This is a genomic window from Gynurincola endophyticus (assembly GCF_003991195.1).
Classification (GTDB): domain Bacteria; phylum Bacteroidota; class Bacteroidia; order Chitinophagales; family Chitinophagaceae; genus Gynurincola; species Gynurincola endophyticus.
On the sequence record NZ_RCWL01000012.1, the window covers coordinates 22,782 to 43,338 of the forward strand.

The 20,557-nt window shown below is 38.8% G+C and carries 15 protein-coding genes and 1 tRNA gene; 5 read left to right on the forward strand and 11 right to left on the reverse strand.

All coding sequences use genetic code 11. The annotated features are described in order from the left end of the window. Nucleotides 1–2: 2 nt before the first annotated feature. The 4 genes from D9O48_RS17570 to D9O48_RS17585 form a co-directional block, all read right to left on the reverse strand. Nucleotides 3–749, reverse strand: a complete 747-nt coding sequence (locus tag D9O48_RS17570; RefSeq protein ID WP_126974306.1) for a tetratricopeptide repeat protein — start codon at nt 747–749, stop codon at nt 3–5. Beyond that, on the reverse strand, nt 746–1,306 hold the full coding sequence (locus D9O48_RS17575) for an RNA polymerase sigma factor (RefSeq protein WP_126974307.1): 561 nt from the start codon (nt 1,304–1,306) through the stop codon (nt 746–748). Before D9O48_RS17575 ends, D9O48_RS17570 begins: the two co-directional genes overlap by 4 nt. A 342-nt stretch (nt 1,307–1,648) precedes the next feature. Further along, entirely contained in the window at nt 1,649–2,824 is a 1,176-nt protein-coding gene (locus D9O48_RS17580) for a serine hydrolase domain-containing protein (protein ID WP_126974308.1), read from the reverse strand. 220 nt (nt 2,825–3,044) lie between these two features. Beyond that, nucleotides 3,045–3,467, reverse strand: coding sequence for a hypothetical protein (locus D9O48_RS17585; RefSeq protein ID WP_126974309.1), 423 nt, complete (start codon nt 3,465–3,467; stop codon nt 3,045–3,047). 552 nt (nt 3,468–4,019) lie between these two features. Here D9O48_RS17585 and D9O48_RS17590 point away from each other — a divergent pair. From D9O48_RS17590 to D9O48_RS17600, 3 genes are all read left to right on the forward strand, one after another. Continuing rightward, nucleotides 4,020–4,661 (forward strand): GntR family transcriptional regulator, encoded by a 642-nt coding sequence (locus tag D9O48_RS17590; RefSeq protein WP_126974310.1) that lies wholly within the window; start codon nt 4,020–4,022, stop codon nt 4,659–4,661. Then, nucleotides 4,662–7,262, forward strand: a complete 2,601-nt coding sequence (locus tag D9O48_RS17595; RefSeq protein ID WP_126974311.1) for a serine hydrolase — start codon at nt 4,662–4,664, stop codon at nt 7,260–7,262. 250 nt (nt 7,263–7,512) lie between these two features. Next, nucleotides 7,513–9,315: an ABC transporter ATP-binding protein gene (locus D9O48_RS17600; protein ID WP_126974312.1), complete on the forward strand. Its 1,803-nt coding sequence runs from the start codon at nt 7,513–7,515 to the stop codon at nt 9,313–9,315. A gap of 164 nt (nt 9,316–9,479) precedes the next feature. Here D9O48_RS17600 and D9O48_RS17605 read toward each other — a convergent pair whose 3' ends face one another. The 7 genes from D9O48_RS17605 to D9O48_RS17635 all read right to left on the reverse strand — a co-directional run bounded on the left by D9O48_RS17605 (nt 9,480) and on the right by D9O48_RS17635 (nt 19,150). Beyond that, nucleotides 9,480–11,507, reverse strand: a complete 2,028-nt coding sequence (locus D9O48_RS17605) for a heavy metal translocating P-type ATPase (protein WP_126974367.1) — start codon at nt 11,505–11,507, stop codon at nt 9,480–9,482. A gap of 89 nt (nt 11,508–11,596) precedes the next feature. After that, nucleotides 11,597–12,019 (reverse strand): Fur family transcriptional regulator, encoded by a 423-nt coding sequence (locus tag D9O48_RS17610; RefSeq protein WP_126974313.1) that lies wholly within the window; start codon nt 12,017–12,019, stop codon nt 11,597–11,599. A 27-nt stretch (nt 12,020–12,046) separates the two neighbouring features. Then, nucleotides 12,047–13,234 (reverse strand): efflux RND transporter periplasmic adaptor subunit, encoded by a 1,188-nt coding sequence (locus D9O48_RS17615; RefSeq protein ID WP_126974314.1) that lies wholly within the window; start codon nt 13,232–13,234, stop codon nt 12,047–12,049. Nucleotides 13,235–13,240: 6 nt separating this feature from the next. After that, nucleotides 13,241–17,557, reverse strand: coding sequence for a CusA/CzcA family heavy metal efflux RND transporter (locus D9O48_RS17620; RefSeq protein ID WP_126974315.1), 4,317 nt, complete (start codon nt 17,555–17,557; stop codon nt 13,241–13,243). 107 nt (nt 17,558–17,664) lie between these two features. After that, on the reverse strand, nt 17,665–17,997 hold the full coding sequence (locus D9O48_RS17625; protein WP_126974316.1) for a DUF6660 family protein: 333 nt from the start codon (nt 17,995–17,997) through the stop codon (nt 17,665–17,667). Between the two features lie 157 nt (nt 17,998–18,154). Then, nucleotides 18,155–18,697: a DUF1697 domain-containing protein gene (locus D9O48_RS17630; RefSeq protein WP_126974317.1), complete on the reverse strand. Its 543-nt coding sequence runs from the start codon at nt 18,695–18,697 to the stop codon at nt 18,155–18,157. Nucleotides 18,698–18,718: 21 nt separating this feature from the next. Continuing rightward, nucleotides 18,719–19,150 carry a DUF3788 family protein gene (locus tag D9O48_RS17635; protein WP_126974318.1) on the reverse strand — a complete coding sequence of 144 codons (432 nt, stop codon included), beginning with the start codon at nt 19,148–19,150 and terminating at the stop codon, nt 18,719–18,721. Nucleotides 19,151–19,436: 286 nt separating this feature from the next. On the opposite strand from D9O48_RS17635, the gene D9O48_RS17640 reads away from it, so the two are divergent. Together D9O48_RS17640 and D9O48_RS17645 are read left to right on the forward strand one after the other, a co-directional pair. Continuing rightward, a tRNA-Lys gene (locus D9O48_RS17640) sits at nt 19,437–19,509 on the forward strand. Between the two features lie 254 nt (nt 19,510–19,763). After that, on the forward strand, nt 19,764–20,285 hold the full coding sequence (locus D9O48_RS17645) for a hypothetical protein (protein WP_126974319.1): 522 nt from the start codon (nt 19,764–19,766) through the stop codon (nt 20,283–20,285). Nucleotides 20,286–20,557 lie beyond the last annotated feature (272 nt).

The window sequence follows — 20,557 nt, forward strand, 5'->3', positions numbered from 1 at the left end:
ATTTATTCAAGTTTTTTCAACAATAATTGCGATTGTTTATTTTCCGGAATTGTTTTTAACAATACAATGGCTTCGTCTCTTTTATTCAACCGGAGATGGCAAAGTGCCAGGTACCAGACTGCTTTTTCCTGGTATACCGATCCGGAAGATTTACTCAATGGCAATAACATTGCTACAGCCTCATCCACTTTATTCAGACTCATCAGTGCGATAGCTGAATAATATTGCAGGGTATCGCTTTCGTCGTTCAGGGTAGTTACCTGCTGCCACTTACTCAATGCTTTTTCATAATCAGCTTCTTTGTAGCTGATCATACCGTCATACAAAAGATAAAGCGCAGAATCGGCATTACTCATTTCAACCGGTAATCCGATATCCTGCGTAAAGAAATTTTTATATAATTGTTCGTTTGAGCTTCCGGAAGGTTGCATCCACCAGATACCTGCTATTGCCAGCACGAGCACCGAAGCAGCAACCCACCACCAACGTTTCATAGCATGTATATTTCCATTACTATCTCGCGAAGATGTTCTAACATCTTTATGAAAGTCATTCAAACGATCGTTCAGGTCAGCTTCACGTGTTCCAATTAATAATAATTTAACTTCCTCCACTTTTTGTTGCAGCAAGCGGTTATGTTGTAACTCCTTTTCAAAAGCAGTCACTGCAGCCTCATCCATTTCATGGTATAAGTACTGACTGATTAAAGTCAATTCTTCCTGAGCTATTTCATAAGATGGTTTTCTCATATACTGCTTTCCTCATTCATTACAAGTTCACGAAGTTGTTTCAAACAACGGTATTTGTTGTTCTTAGCGCTGGCTTCCGTCCAACCGAAAGCAGCGGCTATTTCTTTTAAGCTTTGTTTATTAAAGTAAAATCTTTTTAACAATTCACGACATCTTTCACCGAGGTGTTTATATTTACTTTTGACAGTATCGATATAGAGATCCGTCTCGTCTGTTTCCTGATGAAACGGAATCTCATCTATCGAATCGTTCACCAAAACTACTTGCCTTGTTTTTTTCTTTCGAAGTTCATCAATCCACTTATTCTTTGCCACTCTGAAAAGATAAGCGCTGAACTCCTTTTCATCTACAGGAGAAAAGCGTGCCAGCTGTACATTTCTCCATACGGCCAGAAAAGCTTCCTGATAAATGTCTTTCACATCATCCTCCGTTCCACTATTCTTCACGATATAGTAATTCACTTGTTGAAAGTTATGCACATATAGCCGTTTCAGTAAGTGTAAATCATCACGTTGGATTGCTTCCACAAAAACAGACGATTCTTCAGGTTGAGACATCAATAATAATTTCCAACTAATGTATGATTTTTCTTTAAATTTCTGAATACTTCAACGCTATGAAATCTTCATTATCAGTTATCAAAACATTATCTGAAAATATTATTGATCTTTCCCGGTCTTATTTCTTCCATTAGTATTACAATAAGGCACTTTTTTATACAGCACAGCAAACAACTTATATAACCAGTTAGTTACTCCAACCAGCGTCCCCAACACTCTCGTTATCTGCAACATACACATTACTACTTTTTACACACAGAGTTTCCGCAGCAACACATCATTCCTCCCTTCCGGCACTTTGCAACCGGAACTATTGCAATAAAAGATGAATCCGTATGATTAAAACTGATCTATATTCTGCCACGGCGCATTGCCATTAATAGCTGTCCAGACAAGCGCATCCAGTTCGTTCATTTCATTGCCACCGGCTCTGGTATTGGTTAACACCGCCCAGTTATAGCCGTTGTTACCACGCACCCATACCGATACAGAACCCGGTAATGAACCGGTATGCCACCAGTGTTTTGCCTGATTAACACTCCATCCCAATCCATACCCGGAAGGAGTAGCCAGTGAGGGCGCGGTAGTCATAGTAGTAAGAGAAGCGCTGCTCAGGATATCTTTTTTATTGTTAAATCCGTCTACATGCACCAGCAAACGAACGAGGTCTTTGGCAGAAGCAATCCAACCGCCGTGTGCATCCATGCGAACGATATTATAACTGTAAGGAGCATTACCACCGGCAGTGGTACCATAATACTTCACTTCACCGCTTTTACGGTCGCCGAGTGTATTACCGCCAACAGTCATGCGGGTAATACCTACTGGTTGTAAAATCGCATCCTTCACATACTGTTCATACGATTTGCCTGAAACTTTTTCGACAATACGTCCCAACACGCAATACCCAAAGTTTGAGTAATCATATTTTGTTCCCGGAGTGGTTTGTACCGGACGGTTATCGAGTGTCCAGGAAATTAACTGATCGGCAGTCATGTTGCCATTCAAAAACATCGGATCATTTACCGAGTTACCCCAGGCACCAGCGGTATGTTCTAAAAGATGTTTTACTGTAATGGCCTGAAGGTTGGCTGAATAGGTATTATTTCCATACGTAGTACCAAGCAAAGCACCATTTCCGAATACTTTATCACTCAGTTTTACTTTTCCTTCTTCAATAAGTTTCATGAAAGCAATGCCGGTAACAGACTTTGAAATACTGGCAATACGGAACATATGATCGGTGGTCATGGTTTGATTGGCTTCCTTATCAGCTTGTCCGTACGCTTTCACGTACACCAGTTTTTCACCTTTCGAAACTGCCAGCGATAAACCCGGTACATTATACTTGGTCATATAAGCCTGAACGGCATTATCTAAAACAGCGATGTCATTTTGTTGTGAATTTGGATTCTGATCATCATCCGGCTCATCAGAACCTTTAGAGCAGGCTGCAAAAACAGATAAGGCAAGCACAAGGCTGCAACAGCGGTAGAAGAATGTCAGTTTATTCATTTTTGTTGTTTTCTTATCTCTATATCGTGAGAAATAAAAAAGGTCATCAAAAATGAATCAGGAGTTTAGTTTATTGATTATCAAATGTAATTGAAAGTTGAGAGTTAAAAATTGAAAATGAAGAATTGAGAACGGCTACGCAGTTCTTACAGTTCAGCTATATTCAATTATAAGAAGAGCTATATCCACTTTCCATCAAAAAAGCAACTGAAAAAAGTGATTAATCTTTTTGTATACCGAAGAATTCCAGAAAAGCATTATAATCGGCTTTTTTTCTAAACATCTTTTTACTGATACCAAATACGCGTTCGTCAGAACCGGTGCGATAAACCTCTATTACATAAGATTCACCGAGCATACCTTTGACTTTACCTTTTTTAAACAAAAGGTCTTTATAAGGAAGTGTGATCGATTTTCTTTTATTTTCCAGGTATTCGAACGTAACGTTTTCCCTGTCGGCAACCATCTTTAGAATCAGCCGGCGGTTAAGAATATAAAGGAAGTACAACAACGCTACCACCATTACCAATGTTCCGGTAAGGTCGCGGTTAGCAACAGTTAATGAGATAGCACAGGCGCCAAATATCAATAAAAGGGCAATCATTCTTGTTAACTTCGTTGTAATAACCAGGCTATCTTTCATTTTTTAAGTTTGGAGCGTGAAGGTAAGAAGAAATTTTAAAAGAGAAGATCTGATAAAATGAGTGTAGTATTTCAAGTAGCACCGCATACAACCCGATGCCGGTACCCTATAAAAAACACTGATTTTTTTGAACCGGCGGCAGTAATACTGAGCAACACCGGTTGCGTCGCACACTTGTACGTTTGAACCAGCCTAATAAGCTGATAAAAGAATAGCTCTATCTATTAAGATACAAAAAAATAGTCATATTACCAAATGAACCTTCCATCCCAACAACACCCAACCGGTCATCTGCTGATGAAAGATTTTTTGTTAAAACAAACTCCTTCCCAAAATCAATCTTCATCCCTGCCGCAATAAGAATTATATGTATATAAGTTCGTCAAGCACCGAAAAATAAAAGAAACGATCATACGAAAAAAAATTCTCAGTGAAAAAATTGAAAACACGAAAACCCGGAACATTTCTAATAAATAATGAATACACGGGTCAGGCCCTTGCAATTTCATCAGGAAAACCTACTTTTGCACATTGTATACAATATACAAATTCATGATAGCACACGAAACTCTTAAATCTCAGATAATTAAGGCCTTATGGCAATTAATTATTGAAGGCAAAATATTACCCAACCAACCCATGCGGGAAGTTCATCTGGCAGAACTATTAAATATTAGCCGCACTCCCCTCAGAGAAGCGCTTCAGCAGCTGGAATGGGAAGGTATTATAGTATCTGAATCAAGAAAGGGCTATCGACTGGCACAATTTTCAGAAAATGATATTACTGAAATTTATCCGCTAAGAGCCAGGTTAGAATCATTTGCCCTCGAATTATCGGGTATTCCGACACAAAAGGTTTTGGACGAACTTATTGAAATCAATCAAAAAATATTGAACACCACCTCTTCCAAACAAATTGTTGAATTGGATGAACGTTGGCATTTGCTGCTAATCTCAAACTGTTCTAATGAAAGACTACTGAAAATGATAAAAATCCTGCATCGTCAGTCGCAGCGGTATGAATATGCTTATATGGAAATGAATAACACCGTTGAGAAGTCAGTTACACAGCACGAAAATATAATTCTTCATCTACAAAACGGGCAACTACACCAAGCAGTAGAATTATTTGCTAAAAATAATTTAGTAGGTATAGATACACTCATTAACTGGTTAAATTCTAAAAGCAAATAAATGAAATTCACATTCATTCTACTCATATTAACAGGCTTACTATCACCGCAAATGGCACATTCCTGTACAATGTATAAAATTACTAAAAAAGGAAAAACCATTGTTGGCAATAATGAAGACTACTTAAGCCCTAACAGTCAATTTTGGTTTGAAGAACCTGAAGTAAACAAATTCGGAGTTATGTATATGGGGCTGCTGGATAATTTTGCGCAGGGAGCAATTAATGAAAAAGGATTAATGTTTGACGGGTTTTATGTTCCTTATTTAGCGATCCATAATACAGAAGGGAAAACAAAAATTTCCATTTCTAAAGCGATCAGAAACATCATGCAAACGATGAGCAATGTGCAGGAAGTTAAATCTTATCTGGAAACTATAAATTTATCTTCTCTTACCAACAGTATGATTGTGTTCGTCGACAAATCGGGGGCTTATCTGATTGTTGAAGGTGATGAAATGATTATAGGAAAAGAATCAGAAAAGTCATTTTCAAATTTTTACTATTCTCAAACCAATAACTTAAAAGACGTTAATTTGTCGTATTATCAAAATGGCCTGAAATTCCTTCACTCATCCGATAAAAAAGCAACGCTTGATTATTGTAGTGCAGCAATGAGTCATTTTGCACAAAAAAAATCAATTAATTCCACGCAGTATTCTACTATTTACGATCTGAATACTTTGAAAATCAGGGTCTATCTTTTTCACGACTATTCTCAATTTGTTGAAATAGACCTGAAAAATGAATTGAAAAAAGGGAATCATAAAACAATGATTGCAGATTTGTTTCCGAAAGAATCTATTGGTTACAAACACTATCTGAATTATAATGATTCAACGGATCCTGCTTTGTTTCTAAAACAAATAATCGGCAAAGAAAATATTTCTGAAGAGGAGCTCAACGAAATAGATTTTGCCGATGACGTGAATACAATCGGTTATGAATGGTTAAAACAGAAACAAAATCCGCAAGCTGCTATCAAAATATTTGAATATGCTATTCAGCTAATACCCAACAATGCAGACTTGTACGATAGTTTGGGGGAGGCATATTTTGAAAATAATGACTGGAATAACTCCATTAAAAACTATGAGAAATCTTTATCACTTGATGCTGAAAATAAGAATGCCGTTAAAATGCTGATCAGGGCGAAGGAGAATAAAGATAAAAGCGAAACGAAGGCTTTCAAAAAGTTAACAGACCTGATAAATCAGTATGCTGAAAATGAAATAGAAAAAGGTAACATACACTCCATTGCGCTGGCTATCTATAAAGATGGAGCGGTTTTTCATAATTATTACGGAGAGATAGACAGAAATTCTAAAAATAAACCGAACGATCGTACGCTCTATGAAATTGCTTCTATTTCAAAAGTATTTGCAGGCTCTTTAGCGGCCAAAGCCGTGCTTGAAAATAAAATAAAAACGGATGATGATATCAGGATGTATCTGCCAGCCGCATATCCCAATCTGGAATATCAAAACACTCCGATAACAATTAAAAATTTACTGACACATACACTTGGGTTTAAAACCAAAATACCTCCCAAATTAGCGAAAGTCAACAGCAGAACTGCGGAAGGCTATTATGAAAACAGACCTTTTGATTATAACATTTCGTCTTTCCTGGAAGAACTCAAAACCGTAGAACTCGATAAGAAACCGGGAACCGTTTATGCCTATAATTCTATTGGTTCAGAATTGATTGCTTATATTCTGCAACAGGTTTATCGTAAATCATATAAGGAACTTTTACAGGATTTTCTGAACGAACTAGAAATGACCAATACTTATTTGCAAGATTATCAGAAACATAAAAAGCATTTGTCTAATAGCTACACCAGTTCCGGAGCCTTGGCTCCGCTGGATAAAAATCCGTTATTGGGCGGTGGTTACGGAATTATTACCACCTTACCCGATCTGATAAAACTGATGAAATTTCAACTGGAGAGTGACAATCCCCTTGTAAAAGAGTCAACCCGAATCTTATTTGAAGATGATGAAGACAATGTAATGGGTTATTTGTGGCAGGATATGGGAATTGGCAAAGAAGAAGGATTTTATTACTCAAAAACCGGAGATGCAAATGGTGTAAGAAGTGGTATTTTAATCTGCCCCGACAGTAAGTACGGCCAGATTATCATCATTAATAACAAATCTGAAGCTGCACTTGAAGATTGGGAAATATTGTTCAACAAAGTAGAAACCGATTTAATCAGGTATCCTAAAATAAATTTAAAATCAACCATTAAAACTCATTTTCTGACTGATCTCCAAAAGGCTAAAGACACATTTAATATTTTAAGCAAACAGGAAGAAACTTATTTCAATACTAACCTGCAGGATGTGTTAAATACTATTGGATATGAACTATTGTATGGTGACAAAAAAATAAATAAAGCTATTGAAATATTTGAATTAGCAACAAAGGAATATCCTGAAAATGCAAATCTGTTCGATAGTCTTGGTGAAGCCTATTTCATCAATAAAGAATATGATAAGGCAATTATAAACTACAAAAAATCGCTTGAGCTGAACCCCGACAATAAAAATGCACAAAAATATATTTTAAAAATTAATGAATTAAAAGCTCATCAGTAAAATTGCTTTGCTGTACAGTTTATGATAGTGTGGGCGGAATGGTACTCACTTTTAAAATACTCTAAAAGCCGGTCAGGGGTGATAGCATTACCACAACCGGCTTTTATATTGGTTGATATAGTTGATGCCGCGATATAAAATGACGCTCTTATAGTTGCCCATAGCTGAACTACCGCCAATGGCACTCATTTTGTGTATCAAATTATTCAACTTTTTGAGTTATCTTAAATGACCGCAAACAGGCAACTACATGAAAATCTTACTTCGATATATACAACCGCAATTTAAACTCATCGCTATTTCTCTGCTATTCGCAGGTGCCGCGCAATTGCTGAACCTCGTTGACCCTATTATTTTCGGTAAAATCATCGACACATTCACAACTCATCAGGAAGCCAAAGATCCTGAGCTCATGAACACCATCATTCAGTTACTGATTTTAGCCATTGCCATCGCTTTTGTAGCCAGAGGGGCAAAAGCCTTGCAGGATTTTTTTATGCGTAAAGCAGTAGCAAAATTCGGTATGCATATTTTTAACGACGGGTTAAAACAAACCCTGCGTTTATCTTTTCAGGAATTTGAAGAAAGCCGTAGCGGTACTACCCTTTCCATTCTTCAAAAAGTAAAAACCGATACAGAAAGATTTATTAATACTTTTATCAATGTTCTCTTTACCTCAGTAGTGGGCATCGGATTTCTTATTTTTTATTCGGTGACCAAAAACTGGTTGCTGGTACCCGTATTTGTAATCGGTGTATTAGTGTTGGGTGGGCTCACCGGTTTAATCTCAAAAAAAATAAAAACTATTCAACGGTCTATCAACCGCCAAACAAATGAAATGTCGGGCAGTATTACCGAAAGTTTACGGAATATAGAATTGGTAAAAAGCCTGGGGCTCACTTTTCCTGAAATAAGAAGGCTTAAAGGGTATACTCAAAACATTCATGACTTAGAATTACAAAAAGCAAAAAAAGTAAGTCAGTTGTCTTTTTTACAGGGTAATATTCTTAACTTACTCAAGCAGTCAATTCTGTTTATTCTTTTATGGCTGATCTTTAAGGATATTCTGACGACCGGTGAACTGATTGCCATGCAATTTATTTCTACCGCTATTTTTCAACCATTGCAGGATCTTGGTAATCTCATTTTACAATACCGCGAAGTAGAAACATCGATCAATATATTTGATCAGTTAATGCAAAAGCCAATCGAACAAAGGCCGGAAGATTATGCAACAATTGATCATATTGAAACACTTGAATTCGATAAAGTGGTTTTTAAACATAAAACCGCCCAGTACAATGCAATTGACGGTATCAGCTTTAAAGTGAGTAAAGGAAAAACCATTGCCTTTGTAGGACCTTCAGGTTCGGGCAAAAGTACCCTGATCAAGTTGCTGGTAGGTTTATACACGCCGGTTGAAGGAAGCATTCTTTTTAACGGTGTTGAAAGCCTTCAGATTGCCTATAACCCTTTAAGAAGAAAGATAGGTTTTGTAACGCAGGACACACAATTATATGCCGGTACTATTAAAGACAACCTGTTGTTTGTAAAACCAGCTGCCACTGACGAGGAGCTGGAAGCCGCTTTAAGAGATGCATCTGCTATCAGGCTGATTCAAAAAGCCGGTAACGGTATCCATACGGTTTTGGGCGAAGGTGGCATGAAATTATCCGGAGGAGAAAAACAACGTCTGAGCATTGCGCGTGCGTTGCTAAGAGATCCGGAGTTACTCATTTTTGATGAAGCTACTTCTGCACTGGATTCATTAACAGAAGAAGAAATCACCTCAACCATTCAGAAAGTATCCGCCTCTTCCGAAAGAATTACCATACTTATCGCGCACAGATTGTCGACCGTAATGCATGCCGATACCATTTTGGTATTAGAAAAAGGTAAGGTAGTGGAGCAGGGCAGTCATAGTGAATTACTCACCGAAAAAGGTTTGTATTATTCTATGTGGCGTCAACAAATCGGAGAACGCAGAAAAGACTATTTAACGGAAGAAGTTAACAAAGACGACGACGAGCTTGAAGAAGAAATATCAGCATAAAAATAGCCGTATAAAATCCTTGAACAAGTGGATTATTATACGGCTCATATGATAAAGGTTAGTATAAAAAATTTATCAATAGTTCCTTCTATTAAGATACTATGAATAAATGATACCACCAAATTTTTATAGTTAAACTTATTTGAATTGTTTTTACAAGCCTGCTAAAACTTCATCCGTTGAATTCTTACTGCATTTAAAATAGCAATCAAAGAAACGCCTACGTCTGCAAACACGGCCTCCCACATCGTGGCCAGGCCTCCTGCTCCTAACAATAACACAATACCTTTCACCACAAATGCCAGTGTTATATTTTGCCATACCACTTTCTTTGTTTGTTTACCGATATTAATGGCTAATGGTATTTTCGAAGGCTTGTCATCCTGTATCACCACATCAGCGGTTTCAATAGTAGCATCACTTCCTAAACCTCCCATTGCTATTCCCACATCACTCAGTGCTACCACCGGTGCATCATTTACACCATCGCCTACAAACGCCACAGTTTGATTTGCCGCTTTAATTTCTTTTACCTTATTCACTTTGTCTTCCGGCAACAAATCACCAAAAGCCTGTTGAATACCCAGTTTCTTCGCAACAAATGCCACCACACTACTTTTATCACCGCTCAGCATGGTTGTTTTTACATTGTAAGCAGTAAGCTGATCGATGGTTTTTTGTGCATCTTCTTTAATACTGTCGGCAATGGTGATATAACCGGCAAACCTGCCGTCATAAGCAATGGCAATAGTTGTATAAACAATACTTGCAGGATCTACGTCATAAGCGATGTTATACTTATTCATTAGTTTAAAATTGCCTACTAATATTTCTTTTCCATCGATAGTAGCTTTCAATCCGTGCCCTGCTATTTCTTCAGCATTTATTAATTGAATATTCTCATCCACCTTACCTACGTATTCGTGAATAGCTGTTGCAACCGGATGCGTACTTAAACTTTCAACGGCATTTACTTTCTGTAACAATGTGTTGCGGTCAACATCATCATTGAATACAATATCCTGTACTTTAAAAACGCCTTCAGTCATAGTACCGGTTTTATCCATTACCACGTGTTGAATATTAGCCAGTGCGTCGAGGAAATTACTGCCCTTAAACAAGATACCGTTTCTGCTGGCTGCACCAATACCACCAAAATATCCTAACGGAATAGAAATAACTAATGCACATGGGCAGGAAATGACCAGAAAGATCAGTGCCCTGTATAACCAATCCTGAAAATCATAGTTCTCCACAAAAAAGTAAGGTACCAGACAAATACCGATCGCAAGAAATACAACAATAGGTGTATATATTTTAGCAAACTTTCTGATGAATAATTCAGTCGGTGCTTTTTGAGAAGTTGCATTCTGTACCAGTTCTAATATCTTACTTAACTTACTATCGGTGTAGGCAACAGTCACTTTAACCAAACTCACTGTATTAAGGTTAATCATACCAGCCAGTACACTTTCTCCTTTTGATTTCGTATCGGGTTTACTCTCACCGGTAAGTGCTGCGGTGTTGAAAGAAGCGGTGTCAGATAATAGTTCACCATCCAGCCCCAGCTTTTCTCCCGGCTTTAATTGAATAATTTCACCTATTTCAACCGTTTCGGCTTTCACCACCTGTGACTGGTTATTTTTTATGATGGTAACTTCATCGGGGCGTTGATCGAGTAAACTCTTGATATTTGTTTTTGCTCGTGATACTGCCAATGTCTGAAATACTTCCCCTACTGCATAAAACAACATCACAGCAACAGCTTCGGGATATTCAGCAATAGCAAATGCACCAAGCGTAGCAATGGCCATTAAAAAAAATTCAGAAAACACTTCACCTTTACTGATACTTTTGACAGCATCTTTTATCACCGGAATACCAACCGGAAGATAAGCAGCCACGTACCATCCTAAACGCACCCATCCGGTAAACCACGATGTAGAAATCCAGTTGTCAAAAGCAATTCCCAACAGCAATAAAACCAGCGAAATAACCGGAGGAGTAAACAGTTTCCACTGATCACCACCGGCCAGCGCATGATCGTGATCATGGTCGTGATCGTGATCATGCCCGTCGTGTTTATGATGACCGTTTAGTAATTCTTTAGCGCCGGCATTTACATACACTTTTTCAGTTTGTGTACAGCAAAGCTGGCGGCCTTCAGCGTCATAAATATGTTTATGTTCCATCATATCGTCTTTAAGTTCTTTAGATCAATATTCAATTGTTTTTCTGACAATTGACCTGGTACAAAAGTAGACGGACAGTAAATACAATCCTATTGCAAAGTTTCTTCCAGACAATTTTCGCAGATACCTTTTGCAAAAAGCCTGATTTCATCTACTCTGAAATTTACCTGCACGTCTTTTGAAAAGGTAATTTCATCTTTACAGGTGGTTTGTTTACAAATTTTGCAATAGAAGTGCAAATGCCAGTCTTTATGGGTTTGCTCATCGCAACCGTCTTCACACAACCTGTATTTAGTGGTATTATTTTCCTGAATGCTATGTACGATTCCTTTATCTTCAAAGGTTTTTAAAGTACGGTAGATGGTTACTCTGTCTGCATTATGAAAATTACTTTCTATTTCAGACAATGACATGGCTACAGTCTGCGCACTTAAAAAATCATATACCAGAATACGCATGCTGGTAGGTTTTGTATTTTTATTGATCAGCTTATTAACCGTATTATCGTTCATATTTTATTCGTTTTGAGCTATGTGTAATTAATGGGCGTGTTCCTCCGGTGCTGTCATTTTCGAATTGATGAAAAAAGCTCCTTTTGTAACAATTCTTGTACCTGCAGCAATCTCCGTTACCGGAACTACAGATGTATATCCAACATCTGAAACGCCTTTTATCACTTCTATTTTCTTAAAATGAATCGTTTTATTTTCATCACGGCCGGTTTCTACAAAAAGATAATATTTACCGTCTGCTTCTACAATAGCCTGATCAGGTACTGCCGGAGCTGTAACATTGTTTAAACTGATCATTCCGGTGATATTCATGCCATCGATCAGTCCTGATTTATCTCCCGTAACATTACAATGCACGGCAATTGTTTTACTCTCATTTTCAAAAGACGATCCTATATTAAACACTTTTGCAGTGTAACTTGTTCCGGGGTTATTGGTTAAGGCAAAGTTGACGGTTTGACCAATTTTTATCTGTGGCAGGTCTTTTTCAAAAACCTGAAGGTCGAGGTGCAGGAGTTTATTATCAACAATTTCCACTACGGGCGATGATACATCTATAAAGCTACCGATTTTTGCGAACATATTGCTGATTACCCCACTGATAGGCGCTGCAATGGTTAACTCTGACCGTAGGTTACCATTCGATAATTGATCTGCCGCAATTCCCATTAACCGCAACTGTTGCGCTAAAGAAGCTTTTCGGGTGCGTAAACCGTTCAGTTCGGCAGTGGCGGTCTGCAGATTGCGTTTAGCGCCGGCATTGCCGTCATTGAGCTCCTGTTGCCGTTGCATTTCCTGTTCTGCCAGCACAATGTTACTACAGATGGTCAGGTATTCTTCCTGTAATTGAATAAACTGTGGATGTACGAGTGTGGCAATTACCTGTCCTTTGTTTACATAATCTCCCAACTCTACAGATAAAGCCTTTACTACTCCGCCATATAAAGCAGTTGCAGTAGCTCTGTTATTATTCGGTACCCGTAGCAGTCCGTTTGCCCTGATGGTAGCAGTGAGGTTTTTCTCCTCTAAAGTACCAATGGTAATGCCGACCGCTGCCAGCTGATCCATGGTAAGGTGTGTCGTATTTTCTTCTTCATGCTCCTGCTCTGCATTAACGGTATTTTTTGTTGCTGCAACGTTTTTTTCCTCCCCACCGGCACAGCCTATACCCAAAAGAACAGCAGCAAAAAAGACTATTTTCAATACTATATTCATCTGAAATTATTTGTTATTAATGTAATTGAGTTGAATGGCCGACTGGTTGTACAAGTTCAGCACTTCTAAATAACTTTGACGGATACCAATTGCCTGACTAAAAAACTGGCTTAATTCGGCAAAGCCAATAGCACCGGTTTTATAACTGAGTGAGGCGGCTTTTATAATTTCACCGGCTTGTTGCAAACCTGAAGATTCATAAAAGTTCAGCAAGGCCATATTCTTTTCTAATTCGGCAATGGTAGTTGCTCTTTGCGTTTGCAGCACCTGCGTCTGATACGCTAATATCTCCTCCTGTACCTCTTTCTCCGCATTTGCAACGCTGACCTTATTTTTATAAGCTTTCATTCCAAACAAAGGAAATGCTGCTGTTACCGAAAATCCTGTAAAAGGGTCTGTTTTACCCCATAACCGCTGACTGAAAAACCTTCCCGAAAATTCGGGCTTATTAGTACTTCGCTGCACATCGATATAAGAAGCGGCAATATTTACATTCTGTTGCTGAATCGTCAATACCGGATGGATATTTTCTCCTTCCGCTAAATGGAGGGGTAATTTCACCAGGCTACTTTCTACCGGTAATAACCATTCATTTTGATTCAGTAACAACATCAATTGTTGTTGTTGAATAACCATTTCCTGATCATTCTGAATCATCAGCGCCTGTAACTCTCTTAATTTTGCCTCTGCCGCAATTTTATCAAGCGCAGCTATATCGCCCGTTTTTAAACGCAATTCGGTAGTGGTGAGTAAATTCGTATAAACACTATCCAGCTGACGGTACAATGCTTTCTTATCCTGCAGGTACCACAATTGATAATAGGCAGTTCTGACATCTCTGGTAATGACTGTATTCAATACTTCCGAATTCAGTTTATTATACTTCAGTTGTTCCTGAAAGTATTTTTTACGGGCTGTATACAAACCCGGCCAGGCAATGCTTTGTGAAATTCCTATTTTCATAATGCCAATTTTATCAGAAGGCCTGTAATCTTCATTTTCAACAAATACCCCGCTTTTAGGAATATCATTGGCGGTTTTTATATTATAATCGGCCGACTTAATCTCCGCATCATTAATATTAAACTGCAGGTTATTCCTTAATGCTATATTTACAGCGGTATCGATCGTTATTCTTTTCTGAGCCATCGCGGTAGTACCTCCCACCCCAACAAAAACCAATAACAGCAACAGCGTTTTACCACCTGTTTTTACTTTGGGAGTAGTTCTAGTATTGAAAATAATATATAGTAAAGGCAATACAAATAAGGTTAAGAAAGTGGCGGTAACCAAACCTCCGATTACCACCGTAGCCAAAGGTTTTTGAACTTCAGCACCGGCACTGGTACTGATAGCCATTGGTAAAAAACCGAGTGATGCTACAGTAGCAGTCATCAATACCGGCCGTAAACGAATAGAAGTACCTTCTTTTACTCTTTTCCAAACATCTGTCATTCCTTCTTTTTTTAATTGATTAAAAGTTCCGATCAATACAATTCCATTGAGTACTGCCACCCCGAAAAGAGCGATAAAGCCGATACCGGCACTGATACTGAACGGCATTCCACGTAATAAAAGAGCCAGTATGCCACCAATTGCACTCATAGGAATAGCGGTAAAAATCAGCACTGCCTGTTTCACAGAATGAAAGGTCAGGTACAACAAAATAAATATCAGTAATAATGAAACAGGAACGGCAATCATTAACCGGTTAGATGCTTCTTTCAGGTTTTCAAATTGTCCGCCATAAGTGAAGTAATAACCCGGAGGCAGGCCTACTTTTTCAGACAATGTTGTCTGAATATCTTCTACCACCGACTGAACATCACGGCCGGCCACATTAAACCCGATAACAATTCTTCTTTTGCCGGCTTCACGACTGATTTGCGCCGGGCCTAACTGATAACTTACTTTTGCTACCTGTGATAAAGGAATCTGTATATTGGTATTAGTAGGAATCATCAGGTTACTGACATCATCAATGCTTCCGCGGTGTGCGCTATCCAGACGTACCACCAGATCGAACCGACGTTCGTTTTCATAAATCATACCTGCACTTTTGCCGGCAAAAGCAGTGCTGACAATATCATTTACTTCTTTAATGGTTAATCCGTAATTCGCGATTCTTGAACGGTCATAATCAATATTAATTTGCGGCAGACCGCTCACCCGTTCAATTTGCGGAGCAGTAGTACCTTCTACCGACTGAATGACTTCCGCCACCTGATTGGCATAAGCCTGTAGCGTATCCATGTTTTCTCCGAAAATTTTCACTGCTACATCTTGCCGGATACCTGTCATCAGTTCATTAAAACGCATTTGAATCGGTTGATTTTTTTCAAAGAAAACGCCTGGTATAACTTCCAGCTTTTCCATAATGGCATCACCGAGTTCGTTATAGCTTCTGCCGGATTTCCATTCTTTTTTAGGCTTTAAAATTACCATTAAGTCGGTGGCTTCCGGAGGCATCGGGTCGGTAGGCACTTCAGCAGCTCCGGTTTTACCTACCACCATTTTCACTTCATCAAATTCTTTGATAATACGTGATGCCTGCATCGAAGTTTCAAGACTCTGGCTCAGCGAGCTACCCTGGGGAAGAATACAGTGAAAAGCAAAATCGCCTTCCTGTAATTGAGGAATAAACTCTCCGCCCATATTTTTGAATAACAATACACAGATGGCAAAAGCAGCAATGGTGAGCGATACAATCCAGTATTTAAAACGAACGGCTTTTGCTAAAAGCGGTTGATATATTTTTTGCAACTGTTGCATCATGCGGTCGCTGAATGTCTGCTTTTGTTTTTGTTGTTTTGGCAGAAACAGCGCACACATCATCGGGATATAGGTCATCGATAAAATCAATGCACCCAGAATGGCAAAGGCAACAGTTTTAGCCATTGGCGTAAACATCTTTCCTTCTACACCTACGAGTGTCAGAATGGGAATGTATACAATCAGAATGATAATTTCTCCGAAAGCTGCACTCGTACGTATTTTGGAGGCAGACTGATATACTTCCAGATCCATTTCAGGTTGCGTCAGTTTTTTCATTGATTTTCGAAGACCTAAATGATGCAAGGTAGCTTCAACAACAATAACGGCACCGTCTACTATTAATCCGAAATCAATCGCACCCAAACTCATCAGGTTGGCACTTACTCCGAATACATTCATCATACCCAGGGCAAACAACAATGACAACGGAATGGCAGATGCTACAATCAATCCGGCTCTTAAGTTTCCCAGAAATACTACCAATACAAAAATTACAATCAATGCGCCTTCGATCAGGTTTTTCTGAACAGTCCTGATCGCACGGCTTACGAGATCGGTACGATCGAGATAAGGTTCTATAACAATATCGTCGGGCAATGATTTTTGTATGGTGGGCAGTTTTTCTTTGATGCGCTTTACTACTTCATTGCTGTTTTCGCCTTTCAGCATCATCACTACACCACCCACAGCATCCACCTCACCATTGTAAGTGAGGGCTCCGTAGCGTACGGCATGGCCAAACCGAACTTCTGCCACATCTTTTACATACACAGGAACGGTGCCGGTCGTTTTTACGGCAATACTTCTTACATCGTCTAATGTTTTAGCCAGCCCGACACCTCTGATAAAATAAGCATTCGGTTTTTTATCGATATAAGCGCCACCGGTATTTTCATTATTTCTTTCCAGCGCGGTGAATATTTCAGGAATACTGACTCCCATGGCCCGTAAACGTTCAGGATTAACCGCTACTTCATATTGTTTTAACTCCCCCCCGAAACTATTTACTTCTGCAATACCGGGTGTTCCGTAAAGTTGGCGCGAAACAATCCAGTCTTGCAGCGTACGTAAATCTTTCGCATTATACTTCGATTCACTTCCTTTTTTAGGGTGGATGATATACTGATACACTTCTCCCAATCCGGTACTGACAGGTGCCAGTTCGGGTGAGCCGATGCCGGGAGGAATGGATTTTTCTGCCTCTTTCAGTTTTTCTCCGATTAACTGACGGGCAAAGTAGATATCTGTTTCTTCTTTAAAAACAACCGTAATCACAGATAAGCCGAACCGTGAGATACTACGGATTTCCTCCACACCGGGTACATTGGCAATACTTTGCTCAATGGGGAAAGTGATGAGTTGTTCCACTTCCTGTGCGGCTAAAGTAGGACAACTCGTAAAAATCTGTACCTGGTTATTCGTAATATCCGGAACGGCATCGATGGGTAATCTGGCAGCACTCCATATGCCCCAGATGATCAATAACAAAGTCATCAATCCGATGATGATTTTGTTTTGAATACTGAACTTAATAATTCTGTCTAACACAATTCATCAATTAATGATTAACAAGTATGCCCGGAGGCAATTAGAAAAGGCATACGCATAGCGGGTCATATTGTTAAATACAACACAGCAGTATACCATCAAAAATGTTAAGCATTGAATCGTGGCGGTTGCCAGATATTTCCGTAGTAGTTGGAAACAAGTGCAGAATCGCTTAATATATCATTGAGAGCGATAAAAGGCAGAACGGGTGTGTGGATACGGGTAATGGTAAAGTCAATACTTCTTACATTCACACTGCAGCAAACACAATTGCAGAAAGGACTGCAAAGATCATCTTTGTCCTGATTGTGCGCGTGGTCTTTCAGCTGGCCGGAAAGAGGGATACCCGCGAGATTGTCGCAATTGTTTTCCGCATCGCTGCAGGGAGCAATTAACAACGCCACCAGGTAAAAAGAAAATATAGTCACCAGCCATTTCATGTATAACAAAAATAAAACAATAAGCAGTGCAACAATATTGCAAAGTGTAAGATTACAATATAATTACAAACTATTTTTGATACATTATTGCAAATCTGGCCGGATATACTGTTCAAAAGTGCCTGTAACGCTTATTTTGCCCGGGAAAGAATTCAAACTATTCATTAACAGCCATCTTGTATAGTTCATTAACAGTTTTCCAGTTACGGGTAGTAGCATCTACCTTGAGCTTCGTTTCGATAAAATTATTGGTCAGTTTGGTTTTGCCGTATCCGTTAGGACAATACAGATAGATGACTGTATCCACCAACGTAATTGCCTCACCGGCTGTTTTTTTCTCTTCAATAGCTGTCAGTTGATTCTTTATAGGAGGCTGTGATAAAAAGGTAACATGAAAAAAAGCAACATCTTTCTGCTTATCTTTTAAGAACGGATTGTTTTGAATCACTTTTTTCAATTGATCGATGGTTAATACCAGTACGGGTACTTCGTAACCGAATTCCGTATTGATTTGTGCAGCGATTTTTTTTTCCAGCTTTAGAACATCTGTTGTTTTAGTATTAAAAACCACGTTACCACTCTGAACGTAGGTAGTAACATCTTTAAACCCGAGGTTTTCATACAGGGCTCGTAAAGCGTCCATTTTGATCAGTTTCTGACCACTCACATTGATGCCTCTTAAAATTGAAATGTATACCATAAAAACAAATTATCTCGAAAATCAACTGTTAACCAGTTTGTATTTAATTACCTGTTGCAGTTTATTCAACTGCCTGGGTGTAGCCAGGTTTATGATCAAAGGTATGAGTTTACCGATTGGTTTGGCATGGGAAAAGCTTTTTTTCACACCGGCGTTGATGGCCAGGTCATTTATACCCTGACGCGTCTTTTCGGTGAAGTAAAAGCTGGTTTTGATAAACTGATCCCAGACAGACAGCCATAGTACTGTTTTCCTTTTATGGGTTACCTTACCCAGCCAGGCATTACCGTCTTTGTAGAATCGCCATTCCATAGTGAGGGAATGATCGGCAAAAAGTTGACTCATGTCACCGGGCAACTTATAAAGACTTTTGGTAAGTATAGTTTGCAGCTGAGTTGCGGTAGGTTTTTCCTCAGGAGTTTTGAGCAATTGAACGGCGGTTTTATCCTTCATACATTGACAAAGTGGTTGATGAAAATGGGTTTACTAAAAGTAGGAAGGATTCTTGAATAGAAAAGGTGAGAATAGTCAGGTGGTGCCCAAAGAACGGGCAAAATGTGAATAACCCTATCCTGTAGCAAAAGAGATATTCACATTTATCGGTTTTGGGAATACCGGATGCTCATAGATGATTAATATTGAACTCTTTTTGAAAAAAAATCATCTTTTTTTTGGTGATTATATTTTTTTTTCTACTTTTGCACTCCCAAACGAGCTAATTATACAGCTCAAAGCGGATGATTCCGTAGCTCAGTTGGTAGAGCAATACACTTTTAATGTATGGGCCCTGGGTTCGAGTCCCAGCGGGATCACTGAAAAGGCGCTAATATAGCGCCTTTTTTCGTTAGTAAGTATGCTACCTACACTATCATTAAAAGTCTCCCGTATCAATCAATCTCATTCAGCTAAAGTATCCCTCTTTTTCCATTACCTGATTCAGTCTGTAAAAAATGATATTTACAGCAGTTGGTATATATAAGAGCATCTACTATGAATTACTGCTATTCTCAAATAATTTCGGTATGATTTTAGAGTATGGCTTAACAATAAAATATCAGTGATACATATGAAAAATAAAATCGTATCGAAAATGATCGCTCTGTTGCTCATCGTTCTTGCAACAGCATGCAGTAAGGATGATAAAGTGAACGGTAGCGTTAAAGAAAACTATCTGAAAGTTAAAATTGACGGACGTGAAAAAAACTTTCCGGATGTAAGGGCACGTTGGATAGAAGCCGGCAATTTTCTTGAAATAACAGCTTCCGAAAACGGAAGTGAATGGGTTACCATCACGGTCATGTCAGAAACTACAAGAGTTCCGGCAGGGCAATACAGCCTGGATGATGGCTCAGCATTTACCATCCTTTCTACTCATACCACCATTAATAACAATGCTCAGTTAAACCATGCCGCAACAAGAGGTACAGCAGCCCGGGAAGATGCGTTTAGTCTCAAAATAGACAAAATTGACAACGGATCGGCAGAAGGTTCCTTTTCGGGCGTACTGGTTCGCGTAGAAGGACTAACCACTTTAGGAACCGTTACCCTTACAGAGGGCCAATTTAAAGCTGCTATTGAGCCGAATTAAATAAATTCTTATCAAAATATTGAATTTTACCACATTTCAACTGCTGGTCAGATAATAGAAATGTGGTAATTCTTTTTAGAAACATATTCTTAAAATATGGAACTCTAACACCAACCAGAAATTATCACCAGCACTGCTCATCCCAATAGTTACGTTCAGCATGCCAACACATCTGCATTTCACAAACAGGTTGTATTCGTCATAATAAGGAATAAATAAGTAATAGCTGCTCCTTATTTATTATAGATATTCATCTGCAGCAACTATAAATA

Excerpts from the sequence above, each read along its gene's own strand:
- D9O48_RS17585 (WP_126974309.1), bottom strand. The coding sequence starts at position 3,467 with ATGAAAGATAGCCTGGTTATTACAACGAAGTTAACAAGAATGATTGCC.
- D9O48_RS17605 (WP_126974367.1), bottom strand. The coding sequence starts at position 11,507 with ATGGAACATAAACATATTTATGACGCTGAAGGCCGCCAGCTTTGCTGT.
- D9O48_RS17570 (WP_126974306.1), bottom strand. The coding sequence starts at position 749 with ATGAGAAAACCATCTTATGAAATAGCTCAGGAAGAATTGACTTTAATC.
- D9O48_RS17575 (WP_126974307.1), bottom strand. The coding sequence starts at position 1,306 with ATGTCTCAACCTGAAGAATCGTCTGTTTTTGTGGAAGCAATCCAACGT.
- D9O48_RS17600 (WP_126974312.1), top strand. The coding sequence starts at position 7,513 with ATGAAAATCTTACTTCGATATATACAACCGCAATTTAAACTCATCGCT.
- D9O48_RS17630 (WP_126974317.1), bottom strand. The coding sequence starts at position 18,697 with ATGGTATACATTTCAATTTTAAGAGGCATCAATGTGAGTGGTCAGAAA.
- D9O48_RS17635 (WP_126974318.1), bottom strand. The coding sequence starts at position 19,150 with ATGAAGGATAAAACCGCCGTTCAATTGCTCAAAACTCCTGAGGAAAAA.
- D9O48_RS17590 (WP_126974310.1), top strand. The coding sequence starts at position 4,020 with ATGATAGCACACGAAACTCTTAAATCTCAGATAATTAAGGCCTTATGG.
- D9O48_RS17610 (WP_126974313.1), bottom strand. The coding sequence starts at position 12,019 with ATGAACGATAATACGGTTAATAAGCTGATCAATAAAAATACAAAACCT.
- D9O48_RS17615 (WP_126974314.1), bottom strand. The coding sequence starts at position 13,234 with ATGAATATAGTATTGAAAATAGTCTTTTTTGCTGCTGTTCTTTTGGGT.
- D9O48_RS17580 (WP_126974308.1), bottom strand. The coding sequence starts at position 2,824 with ATGAATAAACTGACATTCTTCTACCGCTGTTGCAGCCTTGTGCTTGCC.
- D9O48_RS17595 (WP_126974311.1), top strand. The coding sequence starts at position 4,662 with ATGAAATTCACATTCATTCTACTCATATTAACAGGCTTACTATCACCG.
- D9O48_RS17625 (WP_126974316.1), bottom strand. The coding sequence starts at position 17,997 with ATGAAATGGCTGGTGACTATATTTTCTTTTTACCTGGTGGCGTTGTTA.
- D9O48_RS17645 (WP_126974319.1), top strand. The coding sequence starts at position 19,764 with ATGAAAAATAAAATCGTATCGAAAATGATCGCTCTGTTGCTCATCGTT.